We start from the raw sequence: 22,126 nt of genomic DNA, 5'->3' as shown, positions 1-22,126 counted from the left end.
GGACTATGGGGGCGTCGCCATCACTCCGCGGCGATGGCGTAGGCGACCGCGGGTTCATCGTTGGCGGGGATGTCGTGGTGGTTGGCGCAGCCGCCGCAATTGCCGCCGCCCGCACAGGTGCCGAAGGTTTCCTGCCGGTGTTCCTCGACCATGCCGCGCACATAGGGAACGCATTTGCCGCACTGGACCTTGTGGCCGAGCGTGCGATAGACGGCCGCCGTGGTGCGAGCACCACCCTCCAGGGCCTTTTTGACCTGCTTGTCGGTGAAGGCGTGGCAGATGCACACGTACATGTCCGATATCCCCGGAGTGCCTATGGCCTATAGCTAAGGGAGATGAGAATGATTGTCAATCTCCTGAATTCGAAACAGGCGGGACGGACCGGGGTGTGAGCCGTTTTGTCACAGCGAGGCGTTATCGTGTGGCAACGGTCGGGATGGGGAGAACGGCATGACCGAGTGGTGGCGCGGCGGCGTCCTGTACCAGATCTATCCGCGCAGTTTCTGCGATTCCGACGGAGACGGGGTGGGCGATCTCGAGGGCATCGTCAGCCGGCTGGACCATGTGGCCGGTCTGGGGGTCGACGGGATCTGGTTGTCGCCCTTCTTCCGTTCGCCGATGATGGACTTCGGCTACGACGTCGCCGACTACCGGGACGTGGACCCGCTGTTCGGCACGCTGGACGGGTTCGACCGCCTGCTCGCGCGGGCTCACGGGCTGGGGCTGAAGGTTGTCATCGACATGGTGCTGAGCCACACCTCCGACAGCCACCCCTGGTTCCGCGACAGCCGCGCCGGCCACGAGGGGCCGCGGGCGGATTGGTACGTCTGGGCCGACGCCAAAGCCGACGGCACACCTCCCAACAACTGGCTGTCGGTCTTCGGCGGCCCCGCCTGGACCTGGGACGGCCGGCGGCAGCAGTATTACCTGCACAATTTCCTGGCCTGCCAGCCCGACCTCAACCTGCACAATCCCGAGGTGCAAGAGGCGGTGCTGGGCGAGTGCGCCTTCTGGCTGGACCGCGGCGTCGACGGGTTCCGGCTGGACGTGGCCAACTATTACCTGCACGACCCGATGCTGCGCGACAACCCGCCGCGCCCGCCGGGTCTACGCTGGCCCGACGGGGTGCCGCCCGCCAGCCCCTATGGTCGCCAGATCCACCGCCACGACAAGTCGCAGCCGGAAACCCTGTGGTTCCTGCGGCGCCTGCGCGCCCTGCTCGACCGCTACCCCGACCGCATGGCGGTGGCGGAGGTGCACGACGACGACAGCGTGATGCGCGCGGCGGAGTACGTGGCCGCCCCCGACCTGCTGCACACCGCCTACAACTTCGCCCTGCTGGGGACGGAGAACGGGGCGGCCACCATCCGCGCCGCCGTGGAGGCGTTCGAGGCGCAGCCGGGGCAGGGCTGGCCGTCCTGGGCCTTCTCCAACCACGACGTGCCGCGGGTGGCCAGCCGCTGGGGCGGACCGGACGCGCCGGCGGCGGCGGCCCGGTTGTACATCGCCCTGCTGACCGCGCTGCGCGGCACCGCCTTCCTCTATCAGGGGGAAGAGTTGGGCCTGCCCCAGGCGGAGGTGCCGTTCGAGCGGCTGCGCGATCCCTTCGGCATCGCCCTGTGGCCGGAGGCGGCCGGGCGCGACGGCTGCCGCACGCCCATGCCGTGGTCCCGCGACGGCGTCCACGCCGGCTTCTCCGACGTCGAGCCTTGGCTGCCCATCCCCGACGAGCACCGCGCCCGCGCGGTGGCGGTGCAGGAGGGCGATCCCGACAGTGTGCTGGCCTTCACCCGCGTCTTCCTGGCGTGGCGGGCGGCCCAGCCGGCCCTGCGTCTGGGCACCATCCGGTTCCGCGACGTCGCGCCGCCGGTGCTGGCGTTCGAGCGGGAGCACGACGGACAGGCGCTGCTGTGCCTGTTCAACCCGTCGCCGGAGCCGGCACGGGCGGCCGTTGCCGACGCCGACCGCTGGCTGCCGCTGTCCGTGCCCGGCCTGGACGGCGCCCCGGACGACGGCGCGGTGCGGCTGGGGCCGTGGGGGGCATTGTTTGCGCGCCGGCGGGAGTAGCGCTACAAGGGCGCCTTTCCACGCCCTCCGGGATCGACGGTGCCGCGATGACCGAACCTCTTGGCCAGACCATCTACCTCGCCCCCGAGGGCTTCGTCGACGACCTCGTCGCCGAACTGGGGGAGGTGTCGGCGGTGGAGGACCGGCTGGTCTTCGCCCCCGGCCCGGCCCGGCCGGCGGCCTGGGCGCAGAACGTCTGGCACGACCCCGTGCGCATCCCCTTCGCGTCCATCAAGGAGGCGGCGCGGGCGCTGCGCGCCATCCAGCGCAACTGGGCCCTGTGGCCGCTGCGCCATCACCGCCGCGCCGCGCTGATTGCGGAGAACCTGCCGCACGTCTCGGCCCGGCCCCTGGTTTTCCCGGCACCGGCGCCGACGGCGCCGCTGGGGTCCTGGACGCTGCTGGACGAGCACACGCTGCTGGCGGCGGCCCGCTGCTCCAGCCCCTTCCGCCACGGCGAGGTGACGTTCGTGGAGAACCGCACGGCGCCGCCCAACCGCGCCTATCTGAAGCTGTGGGAGGCGCTGACCCGCTTCGGGGAGCATCCGGGACCGGGGGACCGCTGCCTCGACCTGGGCGCCTGCCCCGGCGGCTGGACCTGGGTGATGCACGAGTTGGGCGCGTCGGTGATCAGCGTCGACAAGGCCCCCCTGGACCCGGCCGTGGCCGCGCTGCCCCGCGTCACCGTGCGGCAGGAGAGCGCCTTCGGCCTGCGGCCGCAGGACATCGGCCCGGTGGACTGGCTGGCCTGCGACGTGATCTGCTATCCGCAGCGCCTGCTGCGGCTGGTGGAGGGCTGGATGGCCAGCGGCCTGGCGCGGCGCTTCGTCTGCACCCTGAAGTTCCAGGGCGAGACCGACCACGCCGCCGCCGCCGCCTTCGCCGCCATCCCCGGCGGCCGGCTGGTGCACCTCCACCACAACAAGCACGAACTGACGTGGATGTGGCCGGTGGCGTCGTAATGTCTACGCCCGCTTCAGCGCGATCTCGATGGCGGAGCGCATGACGGAGGCGGCGCGGTAGCCGATCTCCACCACCTCGTGGGCGCGGTCGAACTCCAGGATGCCGATGTGGCCGAGGCGGGGGGTGATCAGCACGTCCGGCGGCTCCCCCGCGAGGCGGGAGCGGGTGATGCGGTCCTGCATGATGTCGATGGACCCGGCGAGAATCTCCATCACGCCCGGCGCCGGTGCCGGCTGCCCGGCGATCTCCGCCGCCAGGAAGCGGGTGCGGTCGCCGGGCCGCCGGCCGAGCCACGCGGAGATGGAGGGCGGCAGCAGGCTGCGGGTCACCTCCTCCGCCTCGGGCACCTCGGCGACCGTCACCGGGCGGGGCAGGGACGACAGCTCGCTGTTGAGGTTGACCGCGATCACCACGTCGGCCCCCAGCGCCCGGCACAGGGACACCGGCACCGGGTTGACCAGCGCCCCGTCCACCAGCCAGTGCTGTTCGGAGCGGACCGCCGGGAACAGGCCGGGCATGGCCGCCGAGGCGCAGACCGCGTCGAGCAGCGGTCCCTCGCGCAGCCAGATCTCGCGGCCGGTGGCAAGGTCGCAGGCGACGGTGGCGAAGGGTTTGCGCAACTCCTCGATCCGCACGTTGGTGCGGTCGTTGCGAAACCGCTCGTACACCCGGTCGGTCGCCACCAGCCCGCCCTTGCGGAAGGTGACGTCGACGATGCCGAGGATGCCCAGCAGCCCCATGCTCTGCGCCCAGCTCTGCAACTCGTCGAGCTGGTCGGTCAGGTAGGCCGCCCCGACGCAGGCGCCGATGGAGGTGCCGCAGAGGATGTCCGGCTCGATCCCCAGTTCCGACAGGGCCTTCAGCACGCCGATGTGCGCCCACCCGCGCGCGGCGCCGCTGCCCAGCGCCAGTCCGATCTTCAAGCCCGACAAGGCACACCCCGGCAACCCGTTCAACTCCTCCCTATTCTGGGGCCCGCGCGGCGGCGGCGGAAGGGGTGATTTTCCGTGCTAACGCCTGTGGGGATGGGGCGGGGGTGTCCGGAACGACGGTCCTCAACCAGTCCCGCACCGCCGCGACGGCGTCGCCGTCCGCCGGGTCCACGGGATGGACGAGGTGGTAGGTGTACCCGCCGAGCACCGGGCCGAACGGCTGAACCAGCGCGCCGTTCGCCAGGTCGCCGGCGACCAGCACGAGACTGAGCAGCGCCACGCCGTGGCCGGCGACGGCGGCCTGGATGGCGTGCCCCTCGTCGCTGAACACCAGCCCGCCGTCGGGGTCGACGGTGCGGCCGATCGCGGCGTGATCGAGCCAGCGGCGCCAGACCGGAGTCTCCGGCTCCACATGCCGCCACTCGAAATGGATCAGCGTGGCCCGCGCCAGGTCCTCCGCCGAGCGGATGCCGAGGCGGGGGCTGCACACCGGCGCGAAGCGATCGGCTGCCAGGATCTCGCTGTGCAGCCCCGGATAGGGCCCCCGCCCGTAGCGCACGGCGATGTCGGCGGTGCCGCCGCGCAGGTCTGCGGGCGCGTCGCAGGCGTGCAGCCGCAGGTCGATGTCCGGATGCATCGCGCGGAACGCCGCCACCATCGGCACCAGCCGCATGGCCGTGAACGCGGTGGTGGCCGACAGGGTGACGGTGCGGCGTCCACGGGCCGCCGTCGCGGTGCGCACCGCCTTCTCGAACGCCTCGAAGCCCTCCCGCAGGCCGGGGTGGAGCGCCAGCCCCGCGGCGGTGATGACCAGTCGGCGCGGAAGCCGTTCGAACAGGCGCACGCCCAGCGTGGCCTCAAGCAGCTTGATCTGGTGGCTGATGGCGGTCGGCGTCACCCCCAGTTCTTCGGCGGCGCGCCGGAAGCTCATGTGCCGCGCCGCGGCTTCGAAGGCGCGCAGGCTGGCGAGCGGCGGCAGGCGTCTCATGCCCCCTCCATGGCTGAATTCCGTTCATCCGCAGGCTGAGGAGTTCGAGTTTGTCGCAAGCACCGGTTACGGTGACTCTCGGTGTCGACACCAGCCTCCAACCGGGAGACACCCGCGTCATGACGACCGTCCTGCACATCGACTCCAGCGCTCGCGCCGGGCGTTCCGGCACCGACCCCCACGGCTCCCATACCCGCCGCCTCAGCGCCCGCTTTGTCGCGCGCTGGTGCGCCCTGCGGCCGCACGACACGGTGCTGCGCCGCGACGTCGGCTTCGCCCCTCCGCCGCCGGTGACCGGCGACTGGATCCACGCCGCCTTCACCAGGCCCGCGGCGCGCACCGATGCCATGCGCGAGACGCTGCGCGTCAGCGACGAGCTGGTGGACGAGCTGCTCGCCGCCGATCTGATCGTCGCCGGCGTGCCCATGTACAATTTCGGCATGCCCGCGCAGATGAAGGCCTATGTCGACAACATCGTGCGCGTCGGCCGCACCTTCGGCTTCGACCGGGCGCGGGAGGGCGAGCCCTACTGGCCGCTCCTGACGCCGTACGGCAAGACGTTGGTGCTGCTGGGGTCGCGCGGCGACTACGGCTACGGGACGGGCGGGCGGATCGCCGCCATGAACCATGTGGAGCCGCACCTGCGCACCGCCTTCGGCTACATCGGCATCACCGACGTGCACGAGGTCGCCATCGAATACGACGAGTTCGCCGACGACCGTCTTGCCCGCTCGATCGCCGACGCGGAAACGGCGGTGGACCGGCTGGTGGACCGGCTGGTCGCCGGCACCGACGCCCGACGCGGCGCGGCCGCCTGACCTCAGCCGACCGGCGGCGCGGCCGGTGCCATGGCGCCGGCCTTCTCTGCCTCGGCCTCCGCCCGCAGCCAGGCGGAGAAGGCCTGCACCGCCTTCTTGCGGCGGGCCAGCGGCCCCGACACCAGCCGGAAGGCGAAACCGGGCAGCGTCGGCTCGGCGATGCGGCGGACCTGCCCGGCGCGCAGCGTGTCGGCGACCAGCACCATGCTGCACAGGAGCATGCCGTGTCCGTGCTCCATGGCCCGGATGGCCAGCGTCTCCTCGCTGAACCAGTTGATCCGGTGGCCGGCCGCGTCGCCCAGCCCGCTGAGGTGCAGCCAGGCGGGCCAGTCCGGCCCGCCGAGCGTCCGGTTGCGCCAGCGGTAGCCGAGCAGCCGGAAGCGGGACACATCCTGCGCCGTCGGGTCCCGCTCCTCGGTCCAGGCCAGCGACGACACCACGACCCCGTAGCGGTCTTCGATCAGCGCCTCCGCACCGTCGCCGTCCGCGGCCATCCGGCCATAGCGGATGGCGAGGTCGACGCCCTCGCTGCGCAGGTCGACAATGTCCTCGCAGGCATCGACGTCCACCGTGACGTCCGGGTGCAGACGCTGAAACCCCGCCAGGCGCGGCAGCAGCCAGCGATCCGCAAAGGCGCGCGTGGTGGTCACCGCGACGGTGGAGGCGGAGCGGCGGTCGTTGATCTCCTCGAACGCCTCCGCCAGCCGGTCGAAGCCGTCGCGCACCGCCGGGAACAGCCGCTCGCCCACCGCCGACAGGGTGACGGAGCCGCCGTTGCGCTCGAACAGCTTCATGCCGAGGGTCGCTTCCAGGTGGCGGATCTGGTGGCTGACCGCGGTGATGGTCACGTTCAGCTCGTTCGCCGCCAGCGTGAAGCTGAGATGGCGTGCCGCGGCCTCGAAGGCGCGGATGGCGTTCAGCGGCGGCAGCTTCCTCATCCCCCTCCTCCCCGTGGCGGGCCTCGCCGCTATGGAACGCCGATTTCATTGGTGTGGAAAGCACTTTCCGATGCCCTCACTCCGCCGCGAGGGCGAGGGGCTGCGGCGCCTCGGGCACGATCAGGTGGCCGTCCTCGGGATGCCAGGACGCCACGAAGCCGGTGCCGGGGGAGAGGTCCAGCATCTCCAGGTCGCGCTGCTGGAGCTGCGCCACGATCTCGGTCCCCGCCGCCGTCTCCAGGTGCAGGTTGACGAGCGCGCCGACGAACTCCTCGCTGACCAGCCGGCAATGGACCTCGTTGCCCGACCATCCCGTCTGCTGGGTCAGCGAGATGCGGTCGGAGCGGACGTTGAGGTCCACGGCGTCGCCGACCCGGACACCGGCGGCGGCGGCGCGCGCCACGCGGAAGCTGCCGTCGGCGGTGGTCACCACCGCGCCGTCGCGTTCCATGCGGGCCACCCGGCCGGCGAACAGGTTGTTGCCGCCGAGGAAGCGGGCGACGAAGCGGCTGGCCGGCCGCAGGAAGATGTCCTTGGGCGCCCCGATCTGTTCCACCCGGCCCTTGTTCATGATGACCACCCGGTCGGCCATGGTGAAAGCTTCGGAGTGGCTGTGCGTGATGTAGACGAAGGTGATGCCGATCTCGCGCTGCAAGCGCTTCAGTTCGGCCTGCATGCGCACCGACAGGTGGGCGTCCAGGGCGCTCAGCGGCTCGTCCAGCAGCAGCACCGGCGGCTCGGTCACCAGCGAACGGGCGAGCGCCACGCGCTGCCGCTGGCCCCCCGACAGGTCGGCGACGTTGCGTCCGGCGAACTCCGCCAGGCCCAGCCGGTCCAGCCAGGACAGCGCCCGGCGGCGGCGCCCGGTGCGATCGACGCCGCGCATCCTCAGGCCGAACTCCACGTTCTCCAGCACGGTCAGGAACGGGAACAGGGCCAGCGACTGCCAGACCAGGGGCGTGTCGCGCTCCCACACCGGCAGGTCGTTGACGCGGCGGCCGGCCAGGCGGATCTCCCCCGCGCTCGGCGTTTCGAGGCCGGCCAGCATCTTGATGGTGGTCGTCTTGCCGCAGCCGGACGGCCCCATGATGGCGACGAATTCCCCGGCGTCGATGGTCAGGTCCAGGCCGTCCACGGCCGCGACGGCGCCATAGCGCTTGCTCACCCCGTCCAGTTCGACGAGCGGCTTGGTGTCCATGATCGTGTCTCCCCGATCGGTCAGTGGCGGGTCATGCGGCTGGTCAGCATCTGCGCCAGCGCGACGAGCAGGATGGAAACGAGGAAGCTGACGGCGCCGATGGCGTGGATGCGCGGGCTGACCTGTCCCTGGAGGAAGCCCAGAACCCGGACCGGCACCGTCTCGTTCAGGCCGCCGACGAACCACGCGATCATGTATTCGTCGAAGGACACGGCCAGGGACAGGAACATGGCGGCCATCAGGGCGGGCCACGCCATGGGCACGATCACCGCGGCGAAGGCGCGCCAGTCGCTGGCACCGAGGTTCTGCGCGGCGATCTCCAGGTCGGGGTCGATCTGCGCGAAGCGCAGGCGGGCCACCGCCATGGCGAAGGGCGCGCACACCACCACGTGGCAGACGATCACCGCGGTCAGCGTGCCGGCCAGGCCGAGGCGCGCCAGGAAGGCCAGCATCGCCACGCCGAGGATGACCACCGGGATGGTCGGCGGCAGCAGGCCCAGCACCAGCACCGCCCGCTGGCCGAAGAAGCGGAAACGGTAGTCGGCATAGGCCGCGGCGAAGCCGATCAGGGTGGCCAGCGGCGCTGCGGCGAGACCGACCAGCAGAGAGTTGCGAAAACTCTCGACCACCAGCGCGTCTTCGAACACCGCCCGGTACCAGTCGAGCGTGAAGGAGCCCAGCGGCAGCGACGGGAAGCGGTCGGAATTGACGGAGAATACGAAACCGGCGGCGATCGGCGCGAAGGCGAACAGCAGCACCAGGCCCAGGTAGGCCAGCAACGCCCGGCGAACGAAACGGTTGGCGATCATGATCCCCTCCGGCGGTAGGCGAAGGACAGCGCGGCCAGCGCCGTGGTCAGCAGGACGGCCATCATCACCAGTGCCACCACGGCGGCGCGTGGCCACTGCTGTCCGGCCTTGACGGTGTCGGCGATGAGGATCGCCAGCGTCGGGTGCTTGCCGCCGCCGAGGTAGAGGGGCGTGACGAAGTCGCCGAAGCACAGGATGAAGGCGAAGACGGCACCCACCACGATGCCCGGACGCGCCGCCGGCACGATCACTGCGCCGACGGTGCGCAGCGGCCCGCAGCGCAGGTTGTGGGCGGCGTGGATCAGCGTCCGGTCGATGGCGAGCAGCGACATGGACTGGAGGATCACCACCAGCGGCAGGCACAGGGTGGCGTAGCCGACCATCATGGCGAAGGGCGAGTTCAGCATCCCCGCCACCTCGAGCCCCAGCGGGCGCAGCACGGCGTTCACGATGCCGTTGTCGGCCAGGAAGGTCTGCCAGGAATAGACGCGCACCAGATAGCTGGTGAAGAAGGGCACCACCAGCAGCGCCAGAACGGCCGCCCGGGCCCGCGGACGCAGCACGAAGGCGATGGCGAGCGCCGCCGGGAACGCCAGCAGCGTCACCAGCACCGCCGCCCCACCCGCATAGGCCAGCGTGCGCAGCAGCGTGTCCCGAACATAGTCGGTGGTCAGCAACCAGTCCCAGGCGGCCGTGCTCACGTCCGGCACCAGGCGGAAGTTCCGCACGCTCCAGAACGACAGCGCCGTCAGGAGGGCGAAGGGGGCGGCGAAGAAGACGAGCTGCCACGCCGGCATCGGCGCCGCCCACAGCGCACCGTAGAGCGCCCGCCGCAGCCGGACGGGCAGGGCAAGGGGTCCTTTGGTCATGGTGTGTCCCGGTCGGATGACGGGCGGACGGCAGCCGTGTTCGCGCCGTCCGCCGGGTTGTGCGGATCAGGCGTTCTTGTAGCGGGACCAGAGGTCGTTCCAGTCCTCCAGCGACTGCCGGACGGGCAGGCGGCGGACGTGGATGCGGCCCCGGCGGATGTCGTCCAGCGCATTCGGGCCGTTCAGCGCCATGCGCTGACGCTTCGCCTCGTCCGGGTGAAGGTCGTTGAGACGCTTCCAGCCGCTCCGGCTGGGGATCAGCGCGGGGTACGCTTTCAGCATGGCCTGGCGCACCTGCCCCTCCGGCGACAGCGCGTACCGGATGAACTCCCGGGCAAGCTCGGCGCGCCGGCTGCCGCGGCCGATGGAGAAGGATTCGGTGAACTGCAACCCGCCTTCCTCGGGGATGGTGGTGGTGACGCGGGCACCGTCGCGGGCGAGCACGCCGGTGATCCAGTCGCCGATGCCGGGCACCACCGCCACCTCGCCGGTCTTCAGCGCCGACAGCAGCCCGCCGTAATCATAGATGCCGCGGATCTGCGGCTTCAGGGACAGCAGGGTCGTCTTCGTCTCCGCCCATGCCGCGTCGGTCAGGTCGAACGGCGCGGTGTTGCCGTTGTACAGGCTCATGCACGCGATGTTCGGCAGATGCCAGTCGAGATGACCGACACGGCCCTTTACGCCGGCGTCCCACAGAACGCGGTAGCTGCGCGCCTCCTTTTCCGATACGGCGTCGGTGTTGTGCGAGACGCCGAGGAAACCGAATCGCGTCATCACCGCGTACAGTTCGCCGTCGAACCAGTGCCCGTCGAACCGCCGGAGTTCCGGCCAGAAGTCATCGAACGGGTAGTCGGCGGGATCGAGGCGCTCCAGGAAGCCCGCCTCCTTGAGCTGCGCCACGTATTCGGCGTCGGCGTGGATGATGTCGTAGGTGCCGGGTGGTGATTGCGCCATCAGGGCCAGCATCTGGTCGCCGCCCACGTAATATTTCGGCCGGATCTTCACGTTGAAAGTCCGCTCGAACTCCGCCACGGCGTCCGGCTCGCCGTGTCCGTACCAGGCGAGCATGGTCAGCTCGGTCGGCTCCTTCGCGCCGGCGATCCGCGGCATCGACGGTCCCAGCGCCGCCAGGCCCGCCACGGCTCCGCCCGCCCCGAGGACCGTGCGGCGGCTGATGCCGCCCGGTTGCCGGTTGTCTTGCGCGCCCATCGTCGTCTCCTCCCCTGATCGTTGTCGGCGTCCCGCCGGGGACGCACCGGCAGGATGTCGCTGGTTGATCATGCGAACAATTGACCGGTTCTCAAGCCGGCTTGAGATTTTCATCAGGGTGATTTGGCGAATACACGCGCGCGATTGCCCGGCGCCCCTCCCGCGGGAAGGGGTGCCGGGCGTCGCGGTGCGGGCGGGGGTCAGGCGCGCGGGCTGCGGCGGGCGAAGTCCTCGGCGATCTCCTCCATGGTGACAAACCGCACCCCGTCGTGCGCCGTCATGTGCGCGATCAGCCGCTCGTGCATCAGCAGCGCGTGCGGCCGACCGGAGACGTCGGGATGGATGGTCATGGGAAAGACGGCGTAGTCGTGCTCCCGGTAGATCCAGTCGAAATGGTCGCGCCAGATCTCCTCCACCTGGCGGGCGCTGGCGTAGCCCTGGCTGTTCGCCATGGCGGGGATGAACATCAGCGGCGTCATGTCGTCCAGGTGCCAGTTCGCCGGGATCTCGATCAATCCGGTCTCGCGGCCGCGCACCAGCGGCGTCATCCAGTCCGCCGCCGGCCCGGAGTAGTCGATCCGCGTCCAGCGGTCGCCGGTGCGCAGATAGTACGGCCGGCAGTCGTGCTCCATCAGGCTGTGGTCGTAGCGGATGCCCCGCTCCAGCAGCAGGTCCACGCTGTTCTCGCTCATCTCCCACCACGGAGCGACGTAGCCGCGCGGGTGCCGGCCGGAGAGGGCGGTGACCAGGTCGATGGACCGGTCGAGCACGTCCGCCTCCTGCCGGCGGCTCATGGAGAGCGGGTTCTCGTGGGAGTAGCCGTGCAGGCCGATCTCGTGCCCGGCGTCGGCGACGGCGCGGACCTGATCGGGGAAGGTCTCGATGGAATGGCCGGGGATGAACCAGGTGGCGCGGATGTCGTGCCGCCGCAGCAGCTCCAGCAGCCGCGGCACGCCGACCTGTCCGGCGAACAGCCCGCGCGAGATGTCGCGCGGCGAATTCTCCCCGCCGTAGGAGCCGAGCCAGCCCGCCACCGCGTCGAGGTCGATGCCATAGGAAACCAGGATCTCCTTCATCCCGACCTCCCTCAGACGACTTCGAAGTTCAGGTCGGCGGGGGTGAGGCCCTCGCCATTGATGGGCACGATGTCCTGCGGGCAGGCGGACATCGCCACCGTGCACGCCATGTCCGCGCGCAGTTCGAACACGTCGCCCGGCCGCGCGACCGTCGGCAGCCACGCGATCCCGCCGTCCGCCCGGACGGGCGTGTTCATCCAGACGTTCAGCGGGGCGGGCACCGTGCGCACCGGGGTGCCGATGGCGATCATCGCCATGCGCAGATTGTCCGTGCAGTTGTCGTGGTACCCCGCCACGCCGAGTTGGCGGTAGCGGTGCAGGTCGCAGGCGGCGATCAGCGTGTCGTGCACGCCGGGCGAGGTGTCGCGCACCACCGTCAGGATCGGCCGCCGCCGGTTGGTGACCAGGCGGTCACCCTCCCGCACGGTGATGCGCCCGAGTGCGGTGCGCAGGTGCTCCATCGACAGGTGTTCCGTGTCGTCGTCGGCGTTGAAGGCCCAGAGATCGCACACCTGCGTTCCCGCAGTGTTGATGAGGCGCAGCACCTGTCCGGCCGCCAGCCGCACCGCACGGCCCTGACGGGCCGGCAGACGATAGCGGTGGCCGGGTTGCGGAATCCCGGCCGGCGCGATGGCCGACGTGATCGTGTCGTTCAGCCCGTCGGGCTCATTGCCGTATCCGCGGCCGGATTGTGCCGTTCCGTGCATGATCTTTCCTCCCGTCCGTCTCGCGGGCGCCGTGGTCGGGCGGGTCCCGCACCTTGTCCGGCGAACGGTCGCTCCGCCGAGCCCCGGCGGACAATTGAGAATTTTCGCAACCGGGTTGAGGGGGCGCCGCTCAAGGCCGGTTGACCTTTTCTCCATTGCGCTCACCGGACCCGGCGGCGATGAGGTGGGCGACACCGCGCACACCGGAGGAGCCCCATGGCCCCGACATGCCCCGACGGCACCGGTCCGGCCGGCATCCGCGACCTTCTATGCGCCTACCGTGATCCGGGCTCCGGGCTCGATCCGGTCGTGGTGACCGAAGCCGCCCTGGCGCGGGCGGCCGAGCCGGCGCTCGCCGCAACCTTCATCACCCTGACCCCGGAACGCGCCCTGACCGCGGCGCGCGACAGCGCCCGGCGGTACCGCGACGGCCGGCCGCGCGGTCCGCTCGACGGCATTCCCGTGTCGTGGAAGGACCTCTTCGACGTCGCCGGGACGGTCACCACGGCCGGCGCGGCGCTGCGCGCCGGGGCGGCGCCGGCGGACCGCGACAGCGACTGCGTCGTGCGGCTCGACGCGGCCGGGACGGTGTGCATCGGCAAGACCAACCTCAGCGAGTTCGCCTTCTCCGGCCTCGGCCTCAACCCGCATTTCGGGACGCCGCCGAACCCGCACGCCCGTGGCACGCCGGTGGCGCCCGGCGGTTCGTCGTCGGGTGCGGCGGTGTCCGTCGCCGCCGGGGTCGTACCCTGTGCGGTCGGCACCGACACGTCCGGATCGGTTCGCGTCCCCGCCGCCTTCAACGGCCTGATCGGGTTCCGCCCGTCCCGCGGCCGCTATCCGGGGGGTGGCGTGTTCCCGCTGTCACGCACGCTCGACCGCGTCGGCACCATCGCCCGAAGTGTTGCGGACATCATCGCACTGGACCATGCGTTGTACGGCGGCGTCCGGGAGACCGGCGCCGGCACCGGCCGCCCCGACGTAGTGGTGCCGGAGGGCATCATGACCGACGGCATGGCGCCGGCAGTCGCCGCGAACCTGGAAGCGGCGCTCCGGCGCATGGAACGGGCCGGTCACCGGATCGTGCGGCGCCGGGTGGCGGCCGTCGAGACGGCGCACACCCTCATGCGGGAGCACGGGACCATCGTCGCCGCCGAGGCGTACCGGCTGCACCGAGCCATCCTCGATGGTCCGGATGCCGGACGGCTCGATCCGCGCATCCGGGCGCGGCTGGACGCCGGCGCGGACATCCCGGCCGACTCCTACGTCCATCTGTTGACGGAGCGGGAGGGGTTGATCCGGCATCTGGCAGCGGATCTGGACAGCGCGATGCTGGCCTGCGCGACGGTTGTCCACACGGCTCCGCCGCGGGCACCGCTGGAACGGGACGCGGAGGCGTTCGCCCGGGTCAACGCGCTGACCCTGCGCAACACCATGATCGGCAGCTACCTCGACCTTCCGGGTGTGGCGCTGCCGACGGGAACCGACGCAGACGGCCTGCCCACCAGCCTGCTGCTGTCCGCCCCCGCCGGCGATGACGAGCGGCTGCTCGCCGCCATCCGTGCCCTGGAGCGGGCGGGCGCGATGCCGGGAACGGGATGGTTCCGATGACACACCCGGCGACGAAAAGAAATCAAAAGGGAGTAAAAACGTCTGACATTTGATCCGTATCAACGGCGAAGCGCGGGAGCAAGGGTAGTATCACGAAAAAGGGGTAGGCCGGGCAGTCCCGGTGCCGCGTTAACCCGTCATCAACTGGTCAACGCGCAATATCGTCGCAGGTGTTGACTTTCCTTCGTCGTGGAGGCCGGCTATGGACCGGGAACTGACGAGCTTGAAGACCAGCCTGAAGAAAGACTGGAAGCGCTGGTCGCGGGTCGAGCGGGTGGTGGCCGTGATGCTGCTGTTCGCCGCGTCCGCCGCGCTGGGCGGACCGGTGACGCTGGCCCTGCTCTGAGCGGGGGTCAGGCGAGCAGGCTTGCCAGGGCCGTCAGGCCGAACCCCGCCAGCACCGCGCCCGAGGCGCGGTTGATCCACACCATGGCCGCCGGCGTCACGCGATGGCGCACAGCACCAACCCCGGTGCTGAGGCCCAGCCACCACAGGGCCGATCCGAGGAACACCCCCGTCACCAGCGCCACCGCCAGGTGCGTCGCCCCCGCCGGGCCGGCCAGCCCCAGCGCCCCGAACACCGCCACGAAACTGAGGATCGTTGCCGGGTTGGCCAGCGTCAGCATGAACGTGCTCCCATAGGCGCGCAGCAGGCCGCCGGTGTCGCCCACCGCCCGCGCCACCGCAGGACCCGCCGCCGCCGGGGCGGGGCGGGCGCGCAGGGTGGCTATGCCCATCCACAGCAGCATCAACCCGCCGAACAGGCGCAAGCCGCCCTCCCGCCCGATCAGCCAGTCGGACACGGCGGACAGGCCGAAGCCGGCGATGGCGCCGTAGACCGCGTCGGCGCTGGCGGCGCCCAGGCCGGTGGCGAGGCCGTGCACCGGCCCGTCGGCGAGCGTGCGGCGGATGCACAGCAGGCCGATCGGGCCGACGGGTGCGGCGATCGACAGGCCGATGACCAGCCCCTTCACCAGCGGGGCGACGATGTCCATGATCTCTACTCCACCGGCAGGATCGGGGTTTCCTTGGGCGACGACAGGGCGATCACCGTGTGGGACCGGACGACGCCGGGTTGCGCCTTCAGGGTGTTGGCCAGAAAGCGTTCGAGGTCGGCGGTGCCGGCGACGCGCACCTTCAGCAGGTACGACCATTCCCCGGTCACGTGATGGCACTCCTGCACCGCCGGGGCCGCCATCATCGCCGCCCGGAAGGGGGCGTCGTGCTCCGGCCGCTCCAGCAGCACCTGGACGAAGGCCAGCACGTCCAGGCCCAGCGCCCCCGGCGCCACCCGGGCACCCCATCCGGTGATCACGCCGGCCGCCTGCAGCTTCTTCAACCGCTCGTTCACCGCCGACACCGACAAGCCCACGGTCGCTCCGATCTCGGCGTACGAGGCGCGGCCGTCCCTCTGAGCGATATCGGCGATTTTTCTGTCAATGTCGTCCATGGCCGCAAAATATGCCGATCAATGGACGGTTACAAGGATTTTATCCTGAATTCTTCCGCGCTTCGCCCGAGCGGGGCTAAAAATCCCGGGCGCTGCGGCAAAAAATCCGTCTTGCAATGGCGGGGGGGCGACCCATGTTCTGACGGACGTTGTGATTCGGATTGCCGGCCTGCTCCCTCTTGGGGTGCCCAGATCGACGCTACTCCTGGACACAGTCTTCGTGTCGGCCGGCGGCCGGCGCAACCCGCAACATGGAGGGATACGATGCCCGTCGGCACCGTGAAGTGGTTCAACAGCACCAAGGGTTATGGCTTCATTCAGCCGGAGAGCGGCGGCCCGGACGTCTTCGTCCACATCTCCGCGGTGGAGCGCGCCGGTCTGCACGGTCTCAACGAAGGCCAGAAGATTTCCTACGAAGAGCAGCGCGACCCCCGTCGCGGCAAGACTTCGGCGGAGAATCTGAAGGCGGTCTGATCGACCGAACTTCCGGATTTTGGGAGGGCACCAGGAAACTGGTGCCCTTTTGCTGTTGTTTTAAAGGGAGATTCCGATGGCTCGCAAGAAACCGGCGGCGGCGCCTGCCTTCATTCTGTTCGACGTCATCTATGAGGACGGGGCGCGCAGTTCCAACCGCCGGGTGCCCGCCGGCGAACTCGGCGGCCTTGACGGCGACGCGCCGGCCCGCGCCTTCATCGAGGAGCAGGACCGCAAGGTCGCCGAAATGTCCGGCAACCCCCGCGGCCCCATCAAGTCGATCACGCGGTCTCCGGGGCAGTAGGCCTCCGCCCCTACAGCTCTTCAGTGCGGCAGGTCAGGCCCAGGCTTTCGGCGGTGTTGGACACGGCGGCCAGGCAGGGGGTGCGGCGTTCCTCGGGGATCGACACGGCGAAGCGGATGGCATAGCGCTCCCCGTCGGGCTCCGGCAGCGTCTGGGCGTCCAGGCGCACGATGTTGGCGTCGAACTGGGTGAAGATCTCCGACATGCGCGCGATCAGGCCGGGCTGGTCGCCGCCGCTGACCTCCACCCGGTGGGTGACGCGGCCCAGCGGCCCGGGGGCCGGATCGAAGGCGAAGGCGGTGACCCGCACCTGCGCGTCCGCCAGTTCCGGCAGGTCTGCCAGGTCCTCCTGCAAGGCCGCCAGGTCGAGGGTGCCGGGCAGTTCGCACACCGCCGTGAACTCCGCCCCGCGACCCAGCACCGTGAACGACGCGTCGCGCAGGTTGACGCCGTTGTCGAACAGCGTTCCCGTGATCGCCGACACCAGCCCGACCCGGTCGGGTCCCATCGTAGACACCTGCGCCAGCGTTCCCACACCCGCCTCCCTCAGCCTGTTCGTTCAAAGGGGGAAGGTACGCCGGCCGGGGCCGGTGGCCAACCCCCTCTAAATCGTGACCGGGATGGGCGTTCAGGCGCCCAACCGGCTGAACTCGTCCTTGCCGGCGCCGCAGCGCGGGCAGTACCAGTCGTCGGGCAGGTCCTGGAAGGCGGTTCCCGGCGGGACGCCGCTGTCGGGATCCCCCTCCATGGGGTCGTAGGTGTAGCCGGGGCATTCGCCGGACCGGCAGCGCCAGAGCTCCTTCAGCCGCGGGTCGGCGGCGGCTGCGGCGCTCCGGGCAAGAGGGGCGAGGATGCCGGCGGCCACCAGGCCGAGGGCGATGCGCAGGATCGCGCGCCGTCCCGGCCGCGGTCCGGTGGCGATGGTCGCCATGGGGACGTCTCCATCCGTCGCAAGTGCCGAACGCCCGCAGTATAGCGGCAGCGGCATCAGCGGGCGACGGCAACGGATGCTTCCTGTTGTCGCGGCGGATAATCGTGAACTGTCACGACATATTCATGGAATATTCACATGGCCGGTGCGAATACGTGCCGCTTGCTACGCCTGCGGCACAGGCGCAGCATTCGACCGATCATCCGGGATGAAGGGGAAGGGAAACGACGATGGGGCGCACGCTGGTCGGCGTTGTGTTCGGCGGGATGATGTGGCTGGCGTCGGGCGCCGCGACGGCGCAGGACGCCGACCCGTTGCGCGGCTTCAACGTGTGGGCGGACGATTTCAACCGCGTGGTCGGCACCTTTGCCGTCGCCCCGGTGATGGAGGCGGTGCGCAGCCTGCCGCCCGTCGGCCGGTCCGTGGCGGGCAACCTGCATGCCAACCTCACCGAACCGGTGAGCGCGCTGAGCTGGGGTCTGTCGGGCGACGCGGCCAACGCCGGCCGCTCGCTGTTGCGCTTCACCGTCAACTCCACCGCCGGCCTGCTGGGCGCCTTCGACGTGGCCGATGCGATGGGCGTGCCGCGGAACAAGCGGTACTTCTCCGAAGGCGTGTGCGCGCTGGGGGTTCCGGCCGGGCCCTATCTGGTGGTGCCCGGTGTCGGCCCGTCCACCCTGACGGTGACCGCCGCCGCGCTGACGGTGATGCTCGGCTCCACCTACGCGCTGAGCTTCATCTCGCTGGAGCTGGCGCTGGCCAGTGTCGGCCTCGACCTGGTCGCCTCGGCCGCCGCCCTGGAGAGCCTGGCCGGCTCCGAGGCCGGCCCCGACCTCGGCGACCGCGAACGCCGGCTTTTCATGAACTATGTGGAACGGGCGGGGTGCCCGGTGGAGTGATACGGTTTCCGCCTGAAGGCTTCAACCGAATGCCCCTTTCAATGAAGGCCTGCGGCCTTCATCTGTCGGGTTCAACGGCTTCCAACAGATCCTACGGATCTGCCGGAAGCCGTATGATACGGTCGGCGGCGCGGGTCAGGCCGCGGTGCCGCCGACGGTGAGGCCATCCAGGCGCAACGTGGGCTGGCCGACGCCCACGGGCACGCCCTGGCCGTCCTTGCCGCAGGTGCCGATGCCCGGATCCAGGCGGCTGTCGTTGCCGATCATGGCGACCCGGGTCAGCGAGTCCGGGCCGTTGCCGATCAGCGTGGCGCCCTTGACCGGCGCTCCCAGCTTGCCGTCCTCGATCAGGTACGCCTCGGAGGCGGAGAAGACGAACTTGCCCGAGGTGATGTCCACCTGGCCGCCGCCGAAGTTCTTGGCGTAAAGGCCCTTGCGGACCGAGGCGATGATCTCCTCCGGCGTGTGGCTGCCCGAGCGCATCACCGTGTTGGTCATGCGCGGCATCGGATGGTGGGCGAAGCTCTGACGCCGGCCGTTGCCGGTGGGGCGCATGCCCATCAGGCGGGCGTTCATGCGGTCCTGCATGTAGCCCACAAGGATGCCGTCCTCGATCAGGGTCGTGCACTGACCGGGCGTGCCCTCGTCATCCACGGTGATGGCGCCGCGGGAATGCTCGATGGTGCCGTCGTCGACCACGGTGACGCCGGGCGACGCGACGCGCTGCCCCATCAGGCCGGCGAAGGCCGATGTCTTCTTGCGGTTGAAGTCGCCCTCCAGTCCGTGGCCGATGGCCTCGTGCAGCAGGATGCCCGGCCAGCCCGGACCCAGCACCACGGTCATCTCGCCGGCCGGCGCGGCCACGGAGTCGAGGTTGACCAGGGCCTGGCGCAGCGCCTCGTCGACGAAGCCCTGCCAGGTTTCCGGCTGCATGTAGTGGTCGTAGCGCACGCGGCCGCCACCGCCGTAGCTGCCGTGCTCCATCTTGTCGCCGTCGGCGACGACCACCGACACGGACAGGCGCACCAGCGGCCGCAGGTCGGCCACCCGCACGCCGTCGCCGCGCAGGATCTGCACCGCCTGCCATTCCCCGCTGATGGAGCAGCTCACCTGGCGCACCCGCGGGTCGCGGGAGCGGGCGTAGGCGTCGATGGCCGCCAGCAGCTTCACCTTCGCCTCGAACTCCACCGCGTGCAGCGGGTTGTCGGGAATGTAGAGGGCGCGGTTGGTGCCGGTGGGCGGCTCGGCGACGGTGCCGCCATGGCCGGACCGAACAGCGCGCACGGTGTCGGCGGCGCGGCGCATGGCGTCCTCCGACAGCGTGGAGGCATGGGCGTAACCCGTTGCCTCGTCGGCGATGGCGCGCAGGCCGAATCCCTGGGTGGTGTCGAAGCTCGCCGCCTTCAACTTCCCGTCGTCCCAGCCCAGGCTCTCGGACTGGGCGTATTCCAGATAGAGTTCGCCGTCGTCGGCGCCCTTGAGCGCATCGGCGACGAGCCCCTCGACCCGGGGGCGGTCCAGGCCGGCGCGGTTGAAGAACAGGTCATCGGTGACGGCGAGGGCGCTCATGCTTGCTCCGGAGTCTCGGGCTCGACGAAAGATCCGCGTGCGGGGGAGACGCGGGCGATGCGCTCGCACCCGCCGCCGGGATGTGGTCTATAGTGTGGCGTGCCGATGCCGGCCCGGCAAGGCCGGGGTAACCGAAGGAACAGGGTGGGGGCGGGGGTGAGCGCGGACGACACGACCGAAACGACGGCCTTTCCCGGCCGGATCACCCCCCTGGCGGCCACCCGCCGCCCGTTGCGCGAGCACACCCTGCGGGTGACCCTGACCAACGAGGTGCACGCCCGCCCGCCCGAGGCGTTGAGCGCGCCGGTGCGGGCCTCCACCCTGGCCATGCTGTCGGGCGAAACAGCGGGGGAGCTGGAACGCCGCTACCTCGCCCGCCTGTGCGAATGGGCCGGGGCACCGCCGCCGTCGCGCGGCGCCACCCACCACAGCGGCGATTTCGGCAGCTTCCGCCTGAAGTGGGAACGCCACACGGAGTTCTCCACCTACACGGTGTTCCGCCCCGGCGCCGTCGGCGATCCCTTTGCCGAGCCCGCCCTGGACGCCCTGCCGGACGACTGGCTGGCCGGGCTGCCCGGCGAACTGATGGTCGGCGTCCACATCGCCGTCCTCGATCGCGACACGGCCGAGCCGTCGCCCGGCCAGCTTGCCGCCCTGTTCGGTTCCGACAACTACGTGGGTGCCCGCATCTCCGGCGGGGCGGGGGCGGCGTGGACCGACTTCCGCATCCACGGCGACGGCTTCTCGCGGGTGCTGCTGCACGACCGGTCGCTGACCGTGCGGCAGACCGGCCGCGTCGTCCAGCGCCTGCTGGAGATCGAGACCTACCGGGTGATGGCGCTGCTGGCCCTGCCGGTGGCGCGCGAGGTGCTGCCGCGCATCGGGACCATCGAAACGGAACTGGCGGCGCTGACCGCCCGCACCCCGGCCCTGAAGGGGCTGGAGGACGAGCGTGACGTGCTCGACCGGCTGACCCGCCTGTCGGCCCAGACCGAGCAGATCGCCGCCGAGACGTCCTATCGCTTCGGCGCGGCGCGCGCCTACTACGACATCGTGGAGCGCCGCATCGCTGAACTGCGCGAAGCGCGCATCGAGGGCACGCCGCCCATTGCCGAGTTCATGGACCGCCGCCTCGCCCCGGCCATCCGCACCTGCGAGGCGGTGCAGTTGCGGCTGGAGTCGCTGTCCCAGCGCCTGGCACGCGCCAGCAACCTGCTGCGCACCCGGGTGGAGATCGCGGTGGAAGGCCAGAACGCCGAACTGCTGAAGTCCATGGACCGCCGCGCCGACCTTCAGCTCCGCCTGCAGGAAACCGTCGAGGGCCTGTCGGTGGTCGCCATCAGCTATTACCTGATCGGCATCGTCGGCTATGCCGCCAAGGCACTGAAGGGGGCAGGCTGGAAGGTCGATCCCGACCTGCTGGTCGGCTTGATGATCCCGGTGGTGCTGGGGTTCGTGTGGATCGGCGTGCGCCGCATCCGCAAGGCGCTGACCGGCGGCAAACACTGACGGCGCACGACGACACCCCCGCGGGTTGCCCCGCGGGGGTGTCGCCCACCGATTCCCGAAGGGACGGTTACTGCGCGCCGGCCGGCGGGACGGCGCCCGGAGAAGCGCCCGGGGCCGCCGGGGCGGCGTCGCGCTGACGGTTCAGCGAGGTGGTGGTGTCCGAGTACTCGAACTGCTCCATCTCGCGGAACTGGTCCCGGGTGACGCCGCTGAGCATGACGCGCTCCTCGGCCGCATCCCAGGTGGCGCTGGAGTAATCGACGGCGACCTGGCGCTCGCCGATGCCCAGGAAGCCGCCCGAGGAGATGACGAGTTGCTGGGCGTTGCCGGAGGCATCGAGGATGACGTCCTCCACCTCGCCCAGATCCTCGCCATCGGCGCCGACCACGTTGGCACCCAGCATCTGGTCGGCGCTGGCCGCGCCGGCGCCCGCCGTGGCGGCGGAATCGGTGGCCATGGTGCCGGTCCCCATGGTGTCCGTGCCGGCCGTCGGGCTGTCGGTGGTCACGGTGCCGGTGGCGGCGGTGTCGTCCATCGGCTCCACCGTCACGTCCGCGCCCTCTTCGACCTGGACGTTCACGTCGGCATCATTGCGGGCGGAATCCGCCTCGTTCTCGATCACCTGCGGCTGGGCGGCGGGGTCGGTCGCCATCGTATCCGTCCCGGTGGCCTGCGCATAGGCGGCGCCGGTCATGAGCGCCAGCACGGACGCCGCCGTGATCAGTTCCCTCCGCATCGTAAACTCCTTTCGGTGTGCTTGAGCGTTGCCAGTGGCACGGGGAACAACACCGTCGGAAGCCGATCC

General features: G+C 70.6%; 25 protein-coding genes. 9 read left to right on the top strand and 16 right to left on the bottom strand.

From position 1 onward, the window contains the following. Window positions 1-20 precede the first annotated feature (20 nt). On the bottom strand, window positions 21-293 hold the full coding sequence (locus tag G472_RS33140) for a (2Fe-2S)-binding protein (RefSeq protein WP_084536640.1): 273 nt from the start codon (window positions 291-293) through the stop codon (window positions 21-23). Between the two features lie 157 nt (window positions 294-450). On the opposite strand from G472_RS33140, the gene G472_RS33135 reads away from it, so the two are divergent. Together G472_RS33135 and G472_RS0114025 are read left to right on the top strand one after the other, a co-directional pair. Further along, the gene (locus G472_RS33135; RefSeq protein ID WP_051340802.1) at window positions 451-2,067 is read left to right on the top strand and encodes an alpha-glucosidase family protein; all 1,617 of its coding nucleotides are present in this window, start codon (window positions 451-453) and stop codon (window positions 2,065-2,067) included. A 47-nt stretch (window positions 2,068-2,114) separates the two neighbouring features. Next, window positions 2,115-3,029 carry an SAM-dependent methyltransferase gene (locus G472_RS0114025; RefSeq protein WP_029008915.1) on the top strand — a complete coding sequence of 305 codons (915 nt, stop codon included), beginning with the start codon at window positions 2,115-2,117 and terminating at the stop codon, window positions 3,027-3,029. Between the two features lie 3 nt (window positions 3,030-3,032). On the opposite strand, the gene rssA is transcribed toward G472_RS0114025, so the two are convergent. Continuing rightward, the gene (rssA, locus tag G472_RS0114020) at window positions 3,033-3,962 is read right to left on the bottom strand and encodes a patatin-like phospholipase RssA (protein ID WP_029008914.1); all 930 of its coding nucleotides are present in this window, start codon (window positions 3,960-3,962) and stop codon (window positions 3,033-3,035) included. 31 nt (window positions 3,963-3,993) lie between these two features. Beyond that, on the bottom strand, window positions 3,994-4,950 hold the full coding sequence (locus tag G472_RS33130; protein ID WP_084536639.1) for a LysR substrate-binding domain-containing protein: 957 nt from the start codon (window positions 4,948-4,950) through the stop codon (window positions 3,994-3,996). A 119-nt stretch (window positions 4,951-5,069) separates the two neighbouring features. On the opposite strand from G472_RS33130, the gene G472_RS0114010 reads away from it, so the two are divergent. Next, window positions 5,070-5,768, top strand: a complete 699-nt coding sequence (locus tag G472_RS0114010; RefSeq protein WP_029008913.1) for an FMN-dependent NADH-azoreductase — start codon at window positions 5,070-5,072, stop codon at window positions 5,766-5,768. 2 nt (window positions 5,769-5,770) lie between these two features. On the opposite strand, the gene G472_RS33125 is transcribed toward G472_RS0114010, so the two are convergent. The 7 genes from G472_RS33125 to G472_RS0113975 all read right to left on the bottom strand — a co-directional run bounded on the left by G472_RS33125 (window position 5,771) and on the right by G472_RS0113975 (window position 12,574). Further along, complete coding sequence (locus G472_RS33125; RefSeq protein WP_051340801.1) at window positions 5,771-6,706, bottom strand: LysR substrate-binding domain-containing protein; 936 nt, start codon at window positions 6,704-6,706, stop codon at window positions 5,771-5,773. 76 nt (window positions 6,707-6,782) lie between these two features. After that, on the bottom strand, window positions 6,783-7,904 hold the full coding sequence (locus tag G472_RS0114000; protein WP_029008912.1) for an ABC transporter ATP-binding protein: 1,122 nt from the start codon (window positions 7,902-7,904) through the stop codon (window positions 6,783-6,785). A 20-nt stretch (window positions 7,905-7,924) separates the two neighbouring features. Beyond that, a complete protein-coding gene (locus tag G472_RS0113995) occupies window positions 7,925-8,713 on the bottom strand; it encodes an ABC transporter permease (RefSeq protein ID WP_029008911.1) in 789 nt (262 codons plus the stop codon). Further along, window positions 8,710-9,582, bottom strand: coding sequence for an ABC transporter permease (locus G472_RS0113990; protein WP_051340800.1), 873 nt, complete (start codon window positions 9,580-9,582; stop codon window positions 8,710-8,712). Before G472_RS0113990 ends, G472_RS0113995 begins: the two co-directional genes overlap by 4 nt. Before the next feature lie 66 nt (window positions 9,583-9,648). Further along, complete coding sequence (locus G472_RS0113985) at window positions 9,649-10,791, bottom strand: polyamine ABC transporter substrate-binding protein (protein ID WP_035692388.1); 1,143 nt, start codon at window positions 10,789-10,791, stop codon at window positions 9,649-9,651. A gap of 200 nt (window positions 10,792-10,991) precedes the next feature. Continuing rightward, window positions 10,992-11,867, bottom strand: coding sequence for a polysaccharide deacetylase family protein (locus G472_RS0113980; RefSeq protein WP_035692386.1), 876 nt, complete (start codon window positions 11,865-11,867; stop codon window positions 10,992-10,994). Window positions 11,868-11,878: 11 nt separating this feature from the next. After that, window positions 11,879-12,574, bottom strand: coding sequence for a DUF1989 domain-containing protein (locus G472_RS0113975; RefSeq protein WP_029008907.1), 696 nt, complete (start codon window positions 12,572-12,574; stop codon window positions 11,879-11,881). A 216-nt stretch (window positions 12,575-12,790) separates the two neighbouring features. On the opposite strand from G472_RS0113975, the gene G472_RS33120 reads away from it, so the two are divergent. Together G472_RS33120 and G472_RS40585 are read left to right on the top strand one after the other, a co-directional pair. Beyond that, on the top strand, window positions 12,791-14,185 hold the full coding sequence (locus G472_RS33120) for an amidase family protein (protein ID WP_084536638.1): 1,395 nt from the start codon (window positions 12,791-12,793) through the stop codon (window positions 14,183-14,185). 223 nt (window positions 14,186-14,408) lie between these two features. Then, window positions 14,409-14,531 (top strand): hypothetical protein, encoded by a 123-nt coding sequence (locus G472_RS40585; RefSeq protein WP_281173338.1) that lies wholly within the window; start codon window positions 14,409-14,411, stop codon window positions 14,529-14,531. A 7-nt stretch (window positions 14,532-14,538) separates the two neighbouring features. Here G472_RS40585 and G472_RS0113960 read toward each other — a convergent pair whose 3' ends face one another. Both G472_RS0113960 and G472_RS0113955 read right to left on the bottom strand, forming a co-directional pair. After that, entirely contained in the window at window positions 14,539-15,180 is a 642-nt protein-coding gene (locus G472_RS0113960) for a LysE/ArgO family amino acid transporter (protein WP_029008906.1), read from the bottom strand. Window positions 15,181-15,185: 5 nt separating this feature from the next. After that, entirely contained in the window at window positions 15,186-15,635 is a 450-nt protein-coding gene (locus tag G472_RS0113955) for an Lrp/AsnC family transcriptional regulator (RefSeq protein ID WP_029008905.1), read from the bottom strand. A 264-nt stretch (window positions 15,636-15,899) separates the two neighbouring features. On the opposite strand from G472_RS0113955, the gene G472_RS0113950 reads away from it, so the two are divergent. Together G472_RS0113950 and G472_RS0113945 are read left to right on the top strand one after the other, a co-directional pair. Continuing rightward, entirely contained in the window at window positions 15,900-16,109 is a 210-nt protein-coding gene (locus tag G472_RS0113950; RefSeq protein WP_029008904.1) for a cold-shock protein, read from the top strand. Between the two features lie 76 nt (window positions 16,110-16,185). Next, window positions 16,186-16,413 (top strand): hypothetical protein, encoded by a 228-nt coding sequence (locus tag G472_RS0113945; protein ID WP_029008903.1) that lies wholly within the window; start codon window positions 16,186-16,188, stop codon window positions 16,411-16,413. A gap of 10 nt (window positions 16,414-16,423) precedes the next feature. On the opposite strand, the gene G472_RS0113940 is transcribed toward G472_RS0113945, so the two are convergent. Further along, window positions 16,424-16,921, bottom strand: coding sequence for a glycine cleavage system transcriptional repressor (locus G472_RS0113940; protein ID WP_051340799.1), 498 nt, complete (start codon window positions 16,919-16,921; stop codon window positions 16,424-16,426). Between the two features lie 120 nt (window positions 16,922-17,041). Continuing rightward, window positions 17,042-17,344, bottom strand: a complete 303-nt coding sequence (locus G472_RS40580; RefSeq protein ID WP_035692385.1) for a rubredoxin — start codon at window positions 17,342-17,344, stop codon at window positions 17,042-17,044. Window positions 17,345-17,574: 230 nt separating this feature from the next. On the opposite strand from G472_RS40580, the gene G472_RS37175 reads away from it, so the two are divergent. Continuing rightward, a complete protein-coding gene (locus tag G472_RS37175) occupies window positions 17,575-18,243 on the top strand; it encodes an MlaA family lipoprotein (RefSeq protein WP_051340798.1) in 669 nt (222 codons plus the stop codon). A gap of 135 nt (window positions 18,244-18,378) precedes the next feature. On the opposite strand, the gene tldD is transcribed toward G472_RS37175, so the two are convergent. Further along, window positions 18,379-19,812, bottom strand: coding sequence for a metalloprotease TldD (tldD, locus tag G472_RS0113925; RefSeq protein WP_029008901.1), 1,434 nt, complete (start codon window positions 19,810-19,812; stop codon window positions 18,379-18,381). A gap of 156 nt (window positions 19,813-19,968) precedes the next feature. Between tldD and G472_RS0113920 the strand changes: the two genes are divergently transcribed. Then, a complete protein-coding gene (locus G472_RS0113920; protein ID WP_342667948.1) occupies window positions 19,969-21,321 on the top strand; it encodes a DUF3422 family protein in 1,353 nt (450 codons plus the stop codon). 67 nt (window positions 21,322-21,388) lie between these two features. Here the strand turns inward: G472_RS0113920 and G472_RS33105 are convergent, their stop codons facing one another. Beyond that, window positions 21,389-22,057: a PRC-barrel domain-containing protein gene (locus G472_RS33105; RefSeq protein WP_035692384.1), complete on the bottom strand. Its 669-nt coding sequence runs from the start codon at window positions 22,055-22,057 to the stop codon at window positions 21,389-21,391. Window positions 22,058-22,126 lie beyond the last annotated feature (69 nt).

It is taken from the genome of Azospirillum halopraeferens DSM 3675, assembly GCF_000429625.1.
Classification (GTDB): domain Bacteria; phylum Pseudomonadota; class Alphaproteobacteria; order Azospirillales; family Azospirillaceae; genus Azospirillum; species Azospirillum halopraeferens.
Note: the sequence above shows the minus strand (reverse complement) of the source record. Positions and strands in the feature narration are given on the sequence as shown.